Genomic DNA, 14,555 nt, shown 5'->3' with positions numbered 1-14,555 from the left:
CCGATCAGGACCTGAACGACATGCTTGATATAAAATGGATTAGGGACAACGCCGAAGCCCTGGACGCCGCACTCGCAAAGCGCGGCGCCGAGCCCCTGTCGGCTGCACTGATTTCACTCGATGAAAAGCGCCGTTCCCTCGTCCAGTCGCTGCAGGACATGCAGTCGCGCCGCAATGCCGCCTCCAAGGAGATCGGTGCTGCGATGGCGCAGAAAAACAACGATCTGGCTGAAAAGCTGAAGGCAGAAGTGGCCGAGTTGAAGACCACGATGCCGGCACTGGAAGAGGAAAACCGGCTGACGGACGCCGCCCTCATAGAGGCGCTGTCCAGCATCCCGAATATTCCGCTCGACGATGTGCCGGTTGGTAGCGATGAAAGTGGCAACGTGGTCAAGCACAGCCATGGCCAGAAGCCAGGCTGGAATCACAAGCCGAAGGAGCATTTCGAAATCGGCGAAGAGCTCGGCTGGCTCGATTTCGAGGGCGCTGCCAAGATCGCCGGCTCGCGCTTCACCATCGTCAAGGGCCAGCTGGCGCGTCTTGAGCGAGCACTCGGACAGTTCATGCTCGATCTGCACACCAGCGAACACGGCTATCTCGAAGTCCAGCCGCCGCTGATGACCCGTGACGAAGCCATGTACGGGACGGGGCAACTGCCAAAATTCTCCGAGGATCTTTTCAGGACCACGGATGGACGTTGGTTGATCCCGACCGCCGAGGTGCCGCTGACCAACATGGTGCGCGAGCAAATCCTCGACGCCGATGCTCTGCCACTACGCTTTACGGCGCTGACGCCCTGTTTCCGTTCCGAGGCAGGCTCTGCCGGCCGCGATACCCGCGGCATGCTGCGCCAGCATCAGTTCAACAAGGTTGAGCTTGTCTCGATTACCGATGCCGACAACTCGATCGGTGAACACGAGCGCATGACGGCCTGCGCCGAAGAGGTCCTCAAGCGTCTCGGTCTGCACTACCGCGTCATGACGCTCTGCACCGGAGACATGGGCTTTGGTGCGCGCAAGACCTACGATCTGGAAGTCTGGCTGCCGGGGCAGGATGCCTATCGCGAAATTTCGTCCTGCTCGGTCTGTGGCGATTTCCAGGCCCGGCGGATGAACACCCGCTACCGGGTGAAGGACGACAAGGCCCTGAAGTTCGTTCACACGCTGAACGGTTCGGGCACCGCTGTCGGCCGCGCCTTGATCGCCGTCATCGAAAATTATCTGAATGAAGACGGATCGGTAACCATCCCGGACGTATTGTTGCCCTATATGGGCGGTCTCACGAAGATCGAAAAGGCCGGTTGAGCCGCGTCTTGCGGCAGGGGTTAAGATGCGAATTCTGCTGACAAATGACGATGGCATCCATGCCGAAGGCCTTGCCGTGCTCGAGCGGATTGCCCGCACGATCTCCGGCGATGTCTGGGTGGTAGCGCCGGAAACGGACCAGAGCGGCCTTGCGCATTCTCTGACCCTGTCGGAGCCGCTGCGGCTGCGGCAGATTTCGGAAAAGCACTTTGCGCTGCGCGGCACGCCGACCGATTGCGTCATCATGGGTGTGCGCAAGGTTCTGGACATCAAGCCTGACCTCATCCTGTCCGGGGTCAATGTCGGCGCCAACATGGCCGATGACGTTACCTATTCCGGCACGATCGCCGGTGCGATCGAGGGCACGCTGCAGGGCATCCGTTCGTTTGCGCTCAGTCAAGCCTATCGTCATGCGGACGGCGGCATCGTTCCATGGGATGTCGTGGAAACCCATGCGTCAAAACTTTTGAAGAAGTTGATGAAGCTCGATCTGCCGGACGGGACGTTCCTCAACCTGAATTTCCCCAATTGTTCGGCTGATGCCGTAACCGGCACAGAGGTAACCTGCCAGGGCAAGCTTGATTTCGGCCTGTCGATCGATGAGCGCTCCGACGGACGCGGTCATCCATACTACTGGCTTCGTTTTGGCGAGCGGTTCGGCGACTTCCGGGCGGGAACCGATATCCATGCGATACGCGAGCACAAGATATCCGTGACACCGCTGAAGCTCGATCTGACCGATTATGCCGTGCAGGATCGGGTCGCCCGTGCACTTCTCGACGGAGAGGCCGATTGAGCCCGCGCGTCATCGAGCAGGAGGGGTTTGCAGCCTTGGTATTGCGGCTGCGGGCCGAAGGCATCTCCAACAAGGAGTTGCTCAACGCCGTCGAGCAGACGCCACGGTCCATTTTTACCCCGCCGCAATATCAGGAGAATGCCTATTCTTCTCGGCTGGTTCCGCTGGATTGCGGGGCCTTCATGGAGGGGTTCGATTTTGCCGTCCGGCTTTTGCACTGCCTGAATGTCAAGGCGGGCCAGCGTGTTCTTGAAGTCGGTACCGGCAGCGGGTTTACGGCCGGCGTGATGGGGCGGATGGCCGAACGGGTGCTGACCATCGAGCGTTACAAGACGCTTGCGACCGGCGCCCAGCGCAACCTCGAAAAGGCCGGCATCCGCAACGTGATCGTCCGTCAGGCGGATGGCAGCATCGGACCGACGGGCGAGGGGACCTTTGACCGCATCCTGGTGACCACAGCATTCTCCAGCCTGCCGCGGGTCTTTTCCGATCACCTCGTATCGGGGGGCATTCTCATTGTGCCGATCATGATGAGCGAAACCGAATGCCGGATCGTCCGGTTGACACGCACCGGTAGCCGCTTTGACCGGGAAGATCTGTTCCAGGCGCCTTATCTGCCGTTCGTTCCGCAGGTCGCGTCCTTTCTCTAGAATCCAAAAAACTACAGCTACACATGACTATTTTTCGGGAAATGTCCGGAAAATCGTCATGTGGCAGCACTGATTCCGTTGCCGGTTACAGCACTGGCTGCATGGTTGCATGCATGCGGGATTGCTTGTTAAGTGATTTATTGGTGTGAAAACAGGATGTTAATCTCCTGTTAACTTTGGTCAGTTTGGCGCAAGCTTCGGGGCCTAACCGGAACCTGCGCACCAAAGTCATACAGATGAGCTGACCTCTGACCGGAAGCGTATGTGTCAGTTCTATTCCAGGCGTCAAAACGCAGGAGACGGCAGATGCAGATCGCAAACAGATTGACCTCGGCACCCGCCGGAGACGGCCTGAACAATCTTGCCGGCCGTGCTGCAGCGCAAGGTGTCTCTGGCAACCGGGAAGACGGTAGTGCGACGGCATTGCCGACGGGTGGCTATGACCCGTCCTCGCGTGTCGCGCTTTCAGCGGAAGCTCTTCTGTTTCTCGGCCGAACCAAGCGGGTTCAGGAAAAATACCCAGCACTGACGAGAGACGAGTGGAGCAACACGCTTTCACCGGAGCTTGCTGCGCGCGAATATCAGGCCTTCGGAAAATACAGCGAGACGGGCGATCACAAGGCCTATTATCGCGCCTTCATCGAATATCACGACAACCTGCGTCCGGAAGACCAAAACAGTCTTCGTTATTTCGGCACCCGCGATGCGGCCATCGCCGGTGCGCGCTCGGTCGCCTATAACGACGAGAGCGGCATAGACGGCGGCTCGACATTCCAGACGCTCGTTAGCGTTCTCTTGGACACTGACAAGGTACAGTCGGAGTTGACCGGAACGCCGGGCGAAGGCGGCATGATCACCGGCGACATGTTCGGCTGGGATACGGGCACCATCAGCTACGAGGATGTTACGCAGACGCGCAGTCCGGTGTCCGGGATCGAACAGTTCTACCGGGAAAATTTCTAAGCTCGAAGGCCGCTCTGAAATCACAAATTTCCGGCTTTCTGCACTTCAGCCGTCATGTGTCCGGTAAAGGCGAAAAGCCTTTGACACTATCGAGGGTTTCGTTTTCGGCGCCTGCGCATTGGGTGGATTGTCCGGAAGGCTTTGCCGAATTTCGCCCTCGCAGCCATCATGGTTATCAATTCATCAAAAAACATGCACGCCGATAGAGGCTTTAACTGCGCGGTAACTCTAATGCGTTTTAATCATTTTACACCGAGTTGTGTTCCAAGTGGGTAAAGTGTCATGCGTATTAGAGTTTCGTCGAGTGTGGGAAAGTCCGCTGTCCGCCTGTTTGCAGCAGTATTGCTGGCAAGCGTAGCGACAGGATGTAGCTCCGATGCGAGCCGCTTTGGTGGGCTCTTTTCGAAGTCCGATAATCTAACGACCAACTCAATCTCCAGCAGCAATGTTCCCATTCCGCGCAGCGATGTGCAGGGTGGCGGCGTGGCGATGGTGCCTGATAATCGTCAGGATGCGGTCAACCAGCCATTCCCCGATCCGGTGAACACCGCTTCAGCGCCGGTTTCACGGGCTCGCGAAGCCTCGACGCCGATCAATGTCCAGCGCGTTGCGCTCGCAGATCCGGCAGCAAAGGCGCGGGACACGTCGTTGCAGCAGCCTTTCCCGGCGGCGCAGAATACGGCCAAAGCCGAGCAAAAGCTGAATGCCGATCCAATCACAACGGCAACGACATCGAAGGGCGGTTGGTCGACGACGAATGCCCCTGCCGTGCTTCTGCGTCAGGGCGATACGGTCGCGACCCTCTCCAAGCGGTTTGGCGTACCGGAAAAGGAAATCCTGAAGGCAAACGGCCTGAAGTCCTCGTCTGAGGCAGAGCCCGGCCAACGCATTCTGATCCCGACCTTCGGTGTAGCCAGCAGCGCTGCCAAGGCTTCGGCATCGGACGCTGCCGCGAGCCTTGATGTCGACAAGCAGAAGAACATCCCGGTCCAGCCGGCCAGCCGCGACGTGGCAATTCTGCCTGGCCAGTCCCAGTCCCGTGAAAAGGGTGTTAACCGCACTGATATGGCCGCCGGCAAGCAGCCGGTTTCCGGCGACGGAAACGGTCAGGGCGGAGCTTACACGGTCAAGGCCGGCGATTCCATCAACCGGATCGCCAAGGCAAACGGTGTGTCGGTCGATGCACTGCGCAAGGAAAATGGCCTGACGAGCGCTGCAATCCGCATCGGCCAGACGTTGAAAATTCCGGGCGGCAATGCTTCGGCGGCAGATCAGGTCACAACGGCTTCGGTTCCGAAGAAGGCCGACGCCAAGGTTGCCAAGGCGGATAGCACGAAGCCGGCTGAATATACGGCACCAGTCGCCAAGCAGTCGGTTACGGAAGTCGCTTCGAAAGAGGACGCATCCGAAACGTCGCCCAAGGCAACAGGCATCAGCAAGTATCGCTGGCCCGTTCGCGGTGCAGTCATTGCCGGATACGGCGCCAATGTCGAAGGCAATCGCAACGACGGCATCAATATCTCGGTTCCCGAGGGCACGCCGATCAAGGCAGCAGAGAATGGCGTCGTGATCTATTCCGGCAGCAGCCTGAAAGAACTCGGCAATGCCGTTCTGGTTCGCCACGACGATGGCACGGTTACGGTCTACGGCAATGCGTCCGAACTGAAGGTTCAGCGCGGCCAGAAGATCCAGCGCGGCCAGACGCTGGCAGCATCCGGCATGAGCGGCACGGCAACGCAGCCGCAGGTACACTTTGAGGTGCGCAAGAACGCCAGCGCGGTCAACCCGTCTACGTTCCTCGAATAGTCTGGTGCGACAATCGACCATCAAAAGAAAAGCCCCGTTTCGGGGCTTTTCTTTTGCGTTCAGACCGGATCGATTTTCTTGTGCGACCGGCCAGCGAGGTCCTGGATGAATTGCCAGGCGACACGGCCGGAGCGCGCGCCGCGCGTCGTGCTCCATTCCAGTGCATCCGCGTGAAGCTTTGTAGGATCAGCTTCCAGCCCGAAATGTGCGGCATAGCCGTCGATCATCGCCAAGTAATCGTCCTGGCTGCACTTGTAGAAACCGAGCCAGAGCCCGAACCTGTCGGACAGCGAGACTTTTTCTTCGACTGCCTCGGAGGGATTGATGGCCGTCGATTGCTCGTTCTCCATCATGTGCCGGGGCAACAGATGCCGACGATTGGATGTTGCATAGAGCAGGACATTGGCGGGCCGGCCTTCAATGCCACCATCGAGTACGGCCTTGAGCGACTTGTACGATGTATCGTCGTGATCGAAGGACAGGTCGTCGCAGAAGACGATGACCGGCAGTGGCGCGGTCTTGAGGATTTCCATCAGGGTCGGCAGCGTGGCGATATCTTCGCGATGAACCTCGACCAGTTTCAGGCGAATGCCCGCATCTGCAGCGACACTAGCGTGAACCGCCTTGACCAGCGATGATTTGCCCATGCCGCGCGCACCCCAGAGCAGCACATTGTTGGCCGGAAAGCCTTGCGCAAATCTCAGCGTATTATCGAACAGAATATCGCGGACATGATCGACGCTTTGGATCAGCTTGAGTTCGACACGGTTCGGCTTGGTTACCGGTTGAAGGTGCAAGCGCTGGGGAGACCAGACGAAGCATTCTGCTGCGTCCCAATCGTTGACAGCAGGGGCCGGGCCGGCGATCCGTTCGATGGCTGCCGACAGCTTGCGCATTTCGGCGATCAGAAGGTCGATTTTTGTGTCCTGCATGAGAGCTTCCCCGATGGTGACTGTGGTTTTTGGCTGTGGGGCCGAACTGTCCGGTAGCATGGCTGATCTAACGGTAAAAGGCGTGAAATCCAGTAGAAAGAGCTTCTCCTCGGGCCGATTTCATGTATGAGGCTGGAGACAGAAGCCGGTTGGTCTGTTGTTGCATTGAAATCAGCCTTTCCTATAGTCCGGCGATCCGAAACGCGGGCATTCGTCCGCAAAACTGCATTCAAGGAGTGATTGATGTTCATTACCGAGGCATTCGCCCAGACGGCACCCGGCGCAAGCGGTGGCGGCGCTGATATTCTCATGTCGATCCTGCCGTTCCTGCTGATCTTCGTCGTGATGTACTTCCTGATCATCCGTCCGCAGCGCGCCAACATGAAGCGCCGCGAGGAACTGCTGAAGAACATCCGTCGCGGCGACCAGGTCGTGGCCGGTGGTGGCATTCTCGGCAAGGTAACGAAGGTCGTCGATGACAGCGAACTCGAAGTCGAAATTGCTGACGGCGTGAAGATTCGTGTGCTACGCAGTGGTGTATCCGAAGTCCGTGTGAAGGGCGAACCTGTCAAGGAATAAGCTTGCAGGGGGCCGGGCACACTGGTCACCTTGTAACGACGTATCTTTGAGAGCTTCATGCCGTATTTTTCCCGCTGGAAAACCATCATCGTCTGGCTCGTCGTGCTGTTCAGCATCCTGGTCGCCGTACCCAACGCGGTATCGACCGCGACGCTGGCCACATTGCCGGATTGGCTTCCGAAGAAGCAGATGATGCTCGGCCTCGATCTTCAGGGCGGATCCCAGATCACGCTGAAGATCGAACGGGAAGATGTCGTCAAGGCACGGCTTGAGGCTGTTATCAACGATGCCGGCACGCGCCTTCGCGCTGCCGGCATCGGCTATTCCGGCCTTTCCGGAACCGGGCAGGCGATCCAGCTTCGCCTTCGTGATCCAGGTCAAGCCGATGCTGCGCGGGCGGCGTTGAAACCTTTGACCGATATGGTTCAGGCCACCGGTCTGACGAAGGCTGACTTCAGCGAAGTCACCGTCGGGAATTTCCCCGATGGAACCTTGTCCATCGATGTCACTGATGACGGCATCAACCACAGAATCTCCGCTACACTTGACAATGCGATCACGGTTCTCCACCGGCGCCTGACGGAGCTCGGCTCCGTGCAGCCGAAGATCCGCAAACAGGGTGACGACAGGATCATCGTCCAGATACCGGGGCGCTATGATCCCGAGCAGGTCAAATATATCCTCGGTCAGGCCGGGATACTGTCGTTTCGCAGCATTGATATGTCGATGCCGGTCCAGGATGCCGTCAACGGTCAGCCGCCGGTCAATTCCGAAATTCTCTATTCGGCAGACGATCCGCCGATCGGCTATCTGCTGCGCCGCCAGCCCATCATCGGCAACGGCGATATCATCGACGCCCAATCGGCGGTTAATGCCCAATCCGGCAATCCCGTGGTCAACCTGCGGCTAGGGCCGGAAGGCACCGCACGGTTTGCGCAGGCAACGACGGACAATGCCGGCACGACGATCGCCATCGTTCTGGACGGCGCGGTCATTGCGACACCTTTGGTGCGTAAGGCAATTACCGACGGTACCGTCCAGCTGGTCGCCGATATGAGCACGGAAGGGGCCGACGATCTGGCGCTGCTGCTGCGCGCCGGAGCCTTGCCGACGCCGCTCACCGTTGTCGAGGAACGGTCGATCGGGGCGGGACGCGGCGCCGATTCCATCCACTCGATCATGACGGCCGGCGCAATCGGCGCTGTCCTCGTCATTGCTTTCATGGTGGGTTTCTACGGGCTCTTTGGCGCGGTTGCGAGCCTCGCCGTCGCTCTTAACGTTGTCATGATCATCGCCGTTCTGACAGCAACGGGGCTGCCGCTGACGTTGCCGGGTATTGCCGGGATCGTGCTGACCATCGGCATGGCGGTCGATTCGAACGTTCTGATTTATGAGCGTATCCGCGAAGAGGTGCGGCAGGGCCGTTCGGTAAGGGACGCCATGCAATATGGTTTCTCGCGCGCCTTTGCTGCTATCGTTGATGCCAACATCACCACCCTGATTGCGGCCATCATCCTGCTGTTCCTTGGAACGGGTTCGGTCCGTGGTTTTGCCGTGACGCTTGCCATCGGCATCGTCACCACGCTGTTCACGGCCTTTACCCTGACACGGGTCATGCTGGAGATCTGGGTTGACCGCCGGCGGCCGACGGCCCTGCCGGACGGCATCCGCACGGGTATATTCGATGGTGCCGCCGTGCGTTTCATGGCGATCCGCAACTATGTTTTTTCGCTAACGGCTCTGTTGTCAGTCCTCAGCATGCTTTTGTTTGGTGCGCTCGGCATCAATCTCGGCATCGATTTTTCCGGTGGCTCGGTGATCGAGTTGAAAGCCCGGGAAGGCAATGCCGATATCGAGGATATCCGCGGCCGCCTCTATGAACTCAATATCGGTGACGTTACGGTCAAGCCGTTCGGTTCGCCGCAGGATGTGGTCGTGCGGGTGCATTCGCGCGACGGCGGCGAGAATGCCGAGCAGACATCGGTGATCATGATTCGCGGTGAACTTGAGGATCAATACGAGTTCCGTCGCGTCGAAGTTGTCGGGCCATCGGTTTCCGGCGACCTGACCACGGCGGCCACCATTGGCGTGCTGGCGTCGCTTCTGGCGATCCTGATCTATATCTGGGTCCGATTCGAGTGGCAGTTTGCTGCGGGTGCGATCGTCGCCACGCTGCATGACGTGCTGTTGACCATCGGCCTGTTTGTCTTGACCGGAATGGAGTTCAATCTGACGAGTATCGCAGCCCTGCTGACGATCGTCGGTTATTCTCTCAATGATACCGTCGTCGTTTACGACCGTGTCCGCGAGAATCTGAGGCGATATCCGCGCATGCCGTTGCCGATCTTGATCGATACATCGATCAATCAGACCTTGTCCCGAACCGTCCTAACCGGCGCCACCACGATGCTTGCGCTCGCAGCTTTGTGCTTCTTTGGCGGCGAAGCGATTCAGTCATTTGCGTTTGTGATGCTGTTCGGCGTGGCTGTTGGTACATTCTCGTCAATTTATGTCGCAGGCCCGGTCCTCATCCTGTTCAAGCTGCGGCACGGAACGCCGGGTGACGCTGAAAAAACTGGCGGTATCGGCGTGCAGCCGGCCCGCGGAGTGCAATAACATGCGCAGGCCCATCGAAATCCGCCAGGCCCATTTTCCGGGCCGGGCGCCGATCGACAGTTATGGCAATGGCGGTTTCCGTTTTGCTGAAATGTCCCACCGTGGTTCCTTGCTGATGCTGCCATCGGGCATCTATGGCTGGGAGATGGTGGAAGGCGATCCGCTGACCGCTGAAAATTTCCAGCGAGTTTTCGAGGAAGCGGCTGACATCGAGGTTATTCTCGTGGGAACCGGCAAAGATATCAGGCCTTTGCCGGCCGCCTTGAAGGCGAAGTTCAAGGAGCACGGCATTTCATCCGATCCGATGAGCACCGGCGCCGCCATTCGCACCTACAACATCATGCTTGCAGAAGAGCGCGCGGTCGCCGCTGCCTTCATTGTCGTCTGAACGATCACCATGCCAGAAAACACTGCCCTTCCTTCACAGCCCATCTACGAGTTCAGCCTCGCCGCATTGCGCGACAGCGACCGCGATCGTTATCTTGCCTGCCTGCTGTCGCCGCAAGACAAGCGCGGCCCGCTCTCGGCGCTCTATGCGTTCCACGCAGAGATTGTCCGTGTACGCGATCTCGTGCGCGAACCCTTGCCCGGTGAGATGCGGCTGCAATGGTGGCGTGATGTGCTCGATGATCCAACGGGGACGAGCGGCGAAGGAAATCCGCTGGCTGAGGCGCTGCTTGCTTGCGTGAAAAGCCATAATCTTCCGGTCCCGGTGCTGCAGAACATGATGGATGCCCGCATCTTCGATCTCTATGACGATCCGATGGAAAGCCGCGCATCGCTCGAAGGCTATGCGGGTGAGACGGCGTCGGCGCTCATTCAGCTCGCAAGCCTGATTCTCGATCCCGCACAGGCGCAAAACTCAGCGTCTGCGGCCGGTCATGCCGGCGTTGCTCAGGCGATTGCCGGTCTTCTCCTCCTGCTGCCACAGCATCGCCGGCGCGGGCAGGTCTATTTTCCGGCCGAACTGCTGGCCGCGACCGGTCTTGATCGCGACAGTTTCCTGTCCGGCGAGAACGAACAGTCGGTCAGTCTGGCGATCCGCGCGTTTGCCGGTCTTGGTCGCGAGCATCTTGCAAAGGCCCGTGAGGCAGCTGGCACGATTTCGCCGGTTAACCGTTATGCGTTCACCGCACTGGCGCTGGCCGAACCGGTTTTCGATCGCGCCGAACGGGCTGGTGCGAAACTCTTCGAGCAGTCGATCGTACCGCCGCAATGGCGCCGGCAATGGTGGATGTGGAAGGCTGTGCGCAGCGGCAGGTGGTAGATTTCCCGCCACTGGTCTGCGGGGCCAGCAGCCGAATCGGCCGGCGGCACATTGGCGCAAGGTTCGCTTCTTAGGGTCGCACCCGTGTTATTGTCCGAAACTGTGTAAAAGGGAGTCGGCGCCATGGGTTGGCCGATTGTCATTATCTGCATCCTGATCGCAGGTGTTTTCTACATGCGAATGAAGACGCGTGCCGACAAGGACAGGCGAGAGCCGGACGCGGGGATAGCCATCCTCGATTTTGGCCGTGCATTTCCCGAGGAAGCCATCCGGGCCATTCATGCGACGGCGGATGAAAAAGCCTATTTCGTTCGTCTTCACGACGGCAAGGCCGGTTTCATGGCCGTGCACGGAACGCATTTCCTTTGCCACCTGATCGAGGCTGGCAAGGTTAATGTCAGCCATGCCGAGAGTGGACGCGGCCTGACGGTGCATTTCACCGATTTTTCGCATCTCGATGGGGTCTACGAGTTTGAAAGCCCCGAAATTGCAGCCGAGGTTTCCCTCTGGCTGCTCGGGAGTTTCAATCCGCAATCCGAGATCAAGCCCATTCAGGCGGATTGATCTGCCTTCAGCCACGCTGCGCAGTCGTCGAGTGCCCGTTGTGCCACCAGTTGCCTCTTCATCACCGTCTTGTCCTTGCCGCGAAAGCGCTTGACGCCCTCGGGCTTGACGATGGCGCCGGGATCAAGCAGCGGGAACAGGCCGAAATTGATGTTCATCGGCTGAAACGAGCGTTTGCCCGGTTCGTCATCAGAAATGATATGGCCGCCGGTGATGTGGTTGAGCAGCGAGCCGAAGGCAGTTGTTTCCGGGGGCAGCGGCAGCGGCTGGCCCTTGCGCTCGGCAGCGGCAAAGCGGCCGGCGAGCAAGCCGATGCTGGCGCTTTCGACATAGCCCTCGCAGCCCGTGATCTGGCCAGCGAATCGCAAGCCTGGCCGGGATCTCAGCGTCAGCGATCTGTCGAGAAGCACCGGTGAATTGATGTATGTGTTGCGGTGCAGGCCACCGAGGCGGGCGAATTCCGCCTTCTCCAGTCCGGGAATCATCCGGATGACTTCTGCCTGCGCGCCGTATTTCAGCTTGGTCTGGAAACCCACCATGTTGTAGAGCGTGCCGAGCGCATTGTCCTGGCGCAGCTGCACGACGGCATAGGCCTTGACGGTTGGGTTGTGAGCGTTAGTGAGGCCCATCGGCTTCATCGGGCCATGACGCAGAGTTTCTCGCCCGCGCTCGGCCATCACCTCGATCGGCAGGCAGCCGTCGAAATAGGGCGTGCCTTCCCATTCCTTGAAGCCGGTCTTGTCGCCGGCAATCAGCGCGTCGACGAAGGCGTTGTATTGCGCCTCGTCCATCGGGCAATTGATATAATCCTTGCCCGTTCCGCCCGGTCCGACCTTGTCATAGCGCGACTGGAACCAGCAGACATCCATATCGATGCTCTCGGTATGGATGATCGGCGCGATGGCATCGAAGAAGGCCAGGGCGTCGGCGCCGGTCTCAGTCTGGATCGCGGTTGCCAGGGAGGGCGCTGTCAATGGTCCGGTGGCGATGATCGCCAGATCCCATTCCTTTGGCGGCAGGCCGTCCACTTCCTCACGCACGACGGTGATCAGTGGATGGCTGCCGATTGCCGCAGTCACGGCATTGGAGAAACCGTCGCGATCAACCGCAAGCGCGCCACCGGCAGGTACTTGATTCTTGTCAGCGCAAGACATGATCAGCGAACCGGCAAGCCGCATTTCGGCATGCAGCACGCCAACCGCATTGCTGGTGGCGTCATCGGAACGGAAGGAGTTGGAACAGACCAGTTCGGCAAGGCCGTCGGTCTTGTGGGCATCCGTGCCACGGACGCCGCGCATTTCGTGGAGAATCACCGGAATTCCGGATTCTGCGATCTGCCAGGCTGATTCGGAGCCGGCGAGGCCGCCGCCGATAACGTGGATGGGAGAATGGAGAGATTTATCTGTCATGGGCAGTTTATTAGAGCAAGGCGGCCAGGAATGGAACTGCTTCCGTACGGCCGATAGGCGGGGAAAGTCCCGGAATCAAAAACGGCACCATATGGTGCCGTTTTTAGCCGATCGACATTCCCGGTCCGATTAACGGAAGGAACGCGAAGCGATGTTGCGGATGTCAAAGCGGGTGATACCGATATCTGTCAGGGCGTGGTTGGACAGGTTGCCAAGTTCAGCAACGGTACGGCGGTAGTTGATCCAGCTTTTTGCGATACGAATCGGGTTCATGATCTTTTCCTTAGAGAGATATAAATGAGCAGTGCAGTGATTGCCTGCTTCGTTGAGATCTTTGTACGCCTTTCGCGGGAAAAGATGGAGTGCAAAGAAAATGCATCTGCTATGCGTTTGTGCAATGCGATGCTGTTTCGGTGGGCATTTCGGGCTTCTGCTGAAAAAGAAGCCATAGGTTAATGGATGCATCGCTGAAGGCGGATTCCATTTAACCATTTGTTTTTTCGGTGTGTTCTTTGTGGCGAAATTATGTGGTGCGCGGGATGTCAGCGAAATTGCGCGGCACAAGACATGACGTATGCGTCGCTGCAACGAAAACAGGCAAGCCATCAGATGCTGCACTGCGTCGAAAGCTATGGTTGCGGGCCGTCCGGGGGCCGTGAGGAGTGGCCAGCGGACATCCAAATCCCGCATGCCGAATTTGGACGAAAAAAAACGCCCGCCGGTTTGAGCCGGAGGGCGTTTGGTTGCTGCGCATCAGGCCTGCAGAACAGGCCGGTCGCGAGACTTACTTGACTGCCTGACGGGCAACGTACTGGATGTCGCCACGGCCAATGCCGAGGTCATTCAGTTCGCGGTCGGTCATACGGCCGAGTTCGTTGCAGGTCTGACGATACTTGCGCCAATTGTTGAACGAGCGAGCGATGTTCATGATGCTGGTCCTTTCTAGGTTTGCCAGCACCGTGCTGGCCCTCATCTGATGGTTGGAATATAGACCCTGGCCGCCTGAAATTACAGAGACAATGCTGCATCGCACCCATGCGTTTGTTGCAGGTCTCTCTCCGTTGCTGGTCAAGCTCTGACCAAATTCTGTGCGAACGGGGCAAAGCAAAAGAAACTGGCCGATGTTCAGGGGAGGGCTATGAACAAAAAACAACGCCCGTCAGGGGAGGAGGTCCGACGGGCGTTGCTTGTTCTGATCGACAACTGGGAGGAGGAGTGTTGCCGATCCCATCGGGGCGCGCTGGGAGGAGGAGTGCGCTGCCCTGAAGCTGTATTGAAGATAATATCCGCCATGACGAATGTGTAGAGACAATGCCGAATGGCACCCATGTTTGGCGCGCATAGCTGCTTCAGTCTCGCGGTACAGGTCTGTTTAAATTTTCAGCATTTGCGCACCTACCAGGCAGCGGTAGCCTGAAAACAAAGGCTTTTATGGTAGGGGAAAACGAATAACGCCCGCTGGGGGAGGAGGTCCAGCGGGCGTCATTTAAGGTGATGAGCAACTGGGAGGAGGAGTGTTGCCCATCGGATCGGAGCGGCACTGGGAGGAGGAGTGCGCCACTCCGAATTCTATGAAGCGAACCTTTCAGTCCGCTGGCCTTTTCCACTTCTTAAGCGGAAGCGGCTGGCCTTGCCGCTGACGGCCCCGATCGCTTTCGCTGATCTCGTC

The 14,555-nt window shown here is 58.6% G+C and carries 15 protein-coding genes; 11 read left to right on the top strand and 4 right to left on the bottom strand.

Annotated features, from left to right (window positions below):
• The first annotated feature begins 20 nt into the window (after positions 1–20).
• The 5 genes from serS to R6X40_RS06700 all read left to right on the top strand — a co-directional run bounded on the left by serS (position 21) and on the right by R6X40_RS06700 (position 5,519).
• Positions 21–1,304: a serine--tRNA ligase gene (gene serS, locus R6X40_RS06720; RefSeq protein WP_318412065.1), complete on the top strand. Its 1,284-nt coding sequence runs from the start codon at positions 21–23 to the stop codon at positions 1,302–1,304.
• A gap of 25 nt (positions 1,305–1,329) precedes the next feature.
• Positions 1,330–2,100: a 5'/3'-nucleotidase SurE gene (gene surE / locus R6X40_RS06715; protein WP_318412063.1), complete on the top strand. Its 771-nt coding sequence runs from the start codon at positions 1,330–1,332 to the stop codon at positions 2,098–2,100.
• Positions 2,097–2,750, top strand: a complete 654-nt coding sequence (locus tag R6X40_RS06710) for a protein-L-isoaspartate(D-aspartate) O-methyltransferase (protein WP_318412061.1) — start codon at positions 2,097–2,099, stop codon at positions 2,748–2,750. The genes surE and R6X40_RS06710 overlap by 4 nt, the downstream gene beginning before the upstream one ends.
• Before the next feature lie 306 nt (positions 2,751–3,056).
• Complete coding sequence (locus tag R6X40_RS06705) at positions 3,057–3,713, top strand: biotin biosynthesis protein BioC (protein ID WP_318412059.1); 657 nt, start codon at positions 3,057–3,059, stop codon at positions 3,711–3,713.
• Positions 3,714–3,995: 282 nt separating this feature from the next.
• Positions 3,996–5,519: a peptidoglycan DD-metalloendopeptidase family protein gene (locus R6X40_RS06700; RefSeq protein ID WP_318412057.1), complete on the top strand. Its 1,524-nt coding sequence runs from the start codon at positions 3,996–3,998 to the stop codon at positions 5,517–5,519.
• A 59-nt stretch (positions 5,520–5,578) separates the two neighbouring features.
• Here R6X40_RS06700 and R6X40_RS06695 read toward each other — a convergent pair whose 3' ends face one another.
• Positions 5,579–6,451, bottom strand: coding sequence for an ATP-binding protein (locus R6X40_RS06695; protein ID WP_318412055.1), 873 nt, complete (start codon positions 6,449–6,451; stop codon positions 5,579–5,581).
• A gap of 243 nt (positions 6,452–6,694) precedes the next feature.
• Here R6X40_RS06695 and yajC point away from each other — a divergent pair, with 243 nt between their 5' ends.
• The 5 genes from yajC to R6X40_RS06670 all read left to right on the top strand — a co-directional run bounded on the left by yajC (position 6,695) and on the right by R6X40_RS06670 (position 11,477).
• A complete protein-coding gene (gene yajC / locus R6X40_RS06690; RefSeq protein ID WP_318412053.1) occupies positions 6,695–7,030 on the top strand; it encodes a preprotein translocase subunit YajC in 336 nt (111 codons plus the stop codon).
• A gap of 57 nt (positions 7,031–7,087) precedes the next feature.
• Entirely contained in the window at positions 7,088–9,646 is a 2,559-nt protein-coding gene (gene secDF, locus R6X40_RS06685; RefSeq protein WP_318412052.1) for a protein translocase subunit SecDF, read from the top strand.
• A 1-nt stretch (position 9,647) separates the two neighbouring features.
• A complete protein-coding gene (locus R6X40_RS06680; protein ID WP_318412051.1) occupies positions 9,648–10,034 on the top strand; it encodes an Mth938-like domain-containing protein in 387 nt (128 codons plus the stop codon).
• 9 nt (positions 10,035–10,043) lie between these two features.
• Positions 10,044–10,913: a phytoene/squalene synthase family protein gene (locus R6X40_RS06675; protein WP_318412050.1), complete on the top strand. Its 870-nt coding sequence runs from the start codon at positions 10,044–10,046 to the stop codon at positions 10,911–10,913.
• 123 nt (positions 10,914–11,036) lie between these two features.
• Positions 11,037–11,477 (top strand): hypothetical protein, encoded by a 441-nt coding sequence (locus tag R6X40_RS06670; RefSeq protein WP_318412049.1) that lies wholly within the window; start codon positions 11,037–11,039, stop codon positions 11,475–11,477.
• Here the strand turns inward: R6X40_RS06670 and trmFO are convergent.
• Both trmFO and R6X40_RS06660 read right to left on the bottom strand, forming a co-directional pair.
• Positions 11,465–12,886: a methylenetetrahydrofolate--tRNA-(uracil(54)-C(5))-methyltransferase (FADH(2)-oxidizing) TrmFO gene (trmFO, locus tag R6X40_RS06665; protein WP_318412047.1), complete on the bottom strand. Its 1,422-nt coding sequence runs from the start codon at positions 12,884–12,886 to the stop codon at positions 11,465–11,467. The two genes, R6X40_RS06670 and trmFO, sit on opposite strands and share 13 nt — an antisense overlap.
• Positions 12,887–13,015: 129 nt before the next feature.
• On the bottom strand, positions 13,016–13,159 hold the full coding sequence (locus R6X40_RS06660; protein WP_081927849.1) for a DUF1127 domain-containing protein: 144 nt from the start codon (positions 13,157–13,159) through the stop codon (positions 13,016–13,018).
• A gap of 24 nt (positions 13,160–13,183) precedes the next feature.
• Here R6X40_RS06660 and R6X40_RS06655 point away from each other — a divergent pair, with 24 nt between their 5' ends.
• Positions 13,184–13,342, top strand: coding sequence for a hypothetical protein (locus R6X40_RS06655; protein ID WP_318412043.1), 159 nt, complete (start codon positions 13,184–13,186; stop codon positions 13,340–13,342).
• Positions 13,343–13,670: 328 nt separating this feature from the next.
• On the opposite strand, the gene R6X40_RS06650 is transcribed toward R6X40_RS06655, so the two are convergent.
• Positions 13,671–13,814, bottom strand: coding sequence for a DUF1127 domain-containing protein (locus tag R6X40_RS06650; RefSeq protein WP_018325257.1), 144 nt, complete (start codon positions 13,812–13,814; stop codon positions 13,671–13,673).
• Positions 13,815–14,555 lie beyond the last annotated feature (741 nt).

It is taken from the genome of Rhizobium sp. PL01, from assembly GCF_033447125.1.
Lineage (GTDB): Bacteria > Pseudomonadota > Alphaproteobacteria > Rhizobiales > Rhizobiaceae > Pararhizobium.
The sequence above is the reverse complement of the archived record's forward strand: the minus strand, read 5'-3'. Positions and strand labels throughout refer to the sequence as shown.

Coding starts and splice junctions, on each gene's coding strand:
- serS (WP_318412065.1), top strand. CDS start 21: ATGCTTGATATAAAATGGATTAGGGACAACGCCGAAGCCCTGGACGCC.
- surE (WP_318412063.1), top strand. CDS start 1,330: ATGCGAATTCTGCTGACAAATGACGATGGCATCCATGCCGAAGGCCTT.
- R6X40_RS06705 (WP_318412059.1), top strand. CDS start 3,057: ATGCAGATCGCAAACAGATTGACCTCGGCACCCGCCGGAGACGGCCTG.
- R6X40_RS06700 (WP_318412057.1), top strand. CDS start 3,996: ATGCGTATTAGAGTTTCGTCGAGTGTGGGAAAGTCCGCTGTCCGCCTG.
- R6X40_RS06695 (WP_318412055.1), bottom strand. CDS start 6,451: ATGCAGGACACAAAAATCGACCTTCTGATCGCCGAAATGCGCAAGCTG.
- yajC (WP_318412053.1), top strand. CDS start 6,695: ATGTTCATTACCGAGGCATTCGCCCAGACGGCACCCGGCGCAAGCGGT.
- secDF (WP_318412052.1), top strand. CDS start 7,088: ATGCCGTATTTTTCCCGCTGGAAAACCATCATCGTCTGGCTCGTCGTG.
- R6X40_RS06680 (WP_318412051.1), top strand. CDS start 9,648: ATGCGCAGGCCCATCGAAATCCGCCAGGCCCATTTTCCGGGCCGGGCG.
- R6X40_RS06675 (WP_318412050.1), top strand. CDS start 10,044: ATGCCAGAAAACACTGCCCTTCCTTCACAGCCCATCTACGAGTTCAGC.
- R6X40_RS06670 (WP_318412049.1), top strand. CDS start 11,037: ATGGGTTGGCCGATTGTCATTATCTGCATCCTGATCGCAGGTGTTTTC.
- trmFO (WP_318412047.1), bottom strand. CDS start 12,886: ATGACAGATAAATCTCTCCATTCTCCCATCCACGTTATCGGCGGCGGC.
- R6X40_RS06660 (WP_081927849.1), bottom strand. CDS start 13,159: ATGAACCCGATTCGTATCGCAAAAAGCTGGATCAACTACCGCCGTACC.
- R6X40_RS06655 (WP_318412043.1), top strand. CDS start 13,184: ATGAGCAGTGCAGTGATTGCCTGCTTCGTTGAGATCTTTGTACGCCTT.
- R6X40_RS06650 (WP_018325257.1), bottom strand. CDS start 13,814: ATGAACATCGCTCGCTCGTTCAACAATTGGCGCAAGTATCGTCAGACC.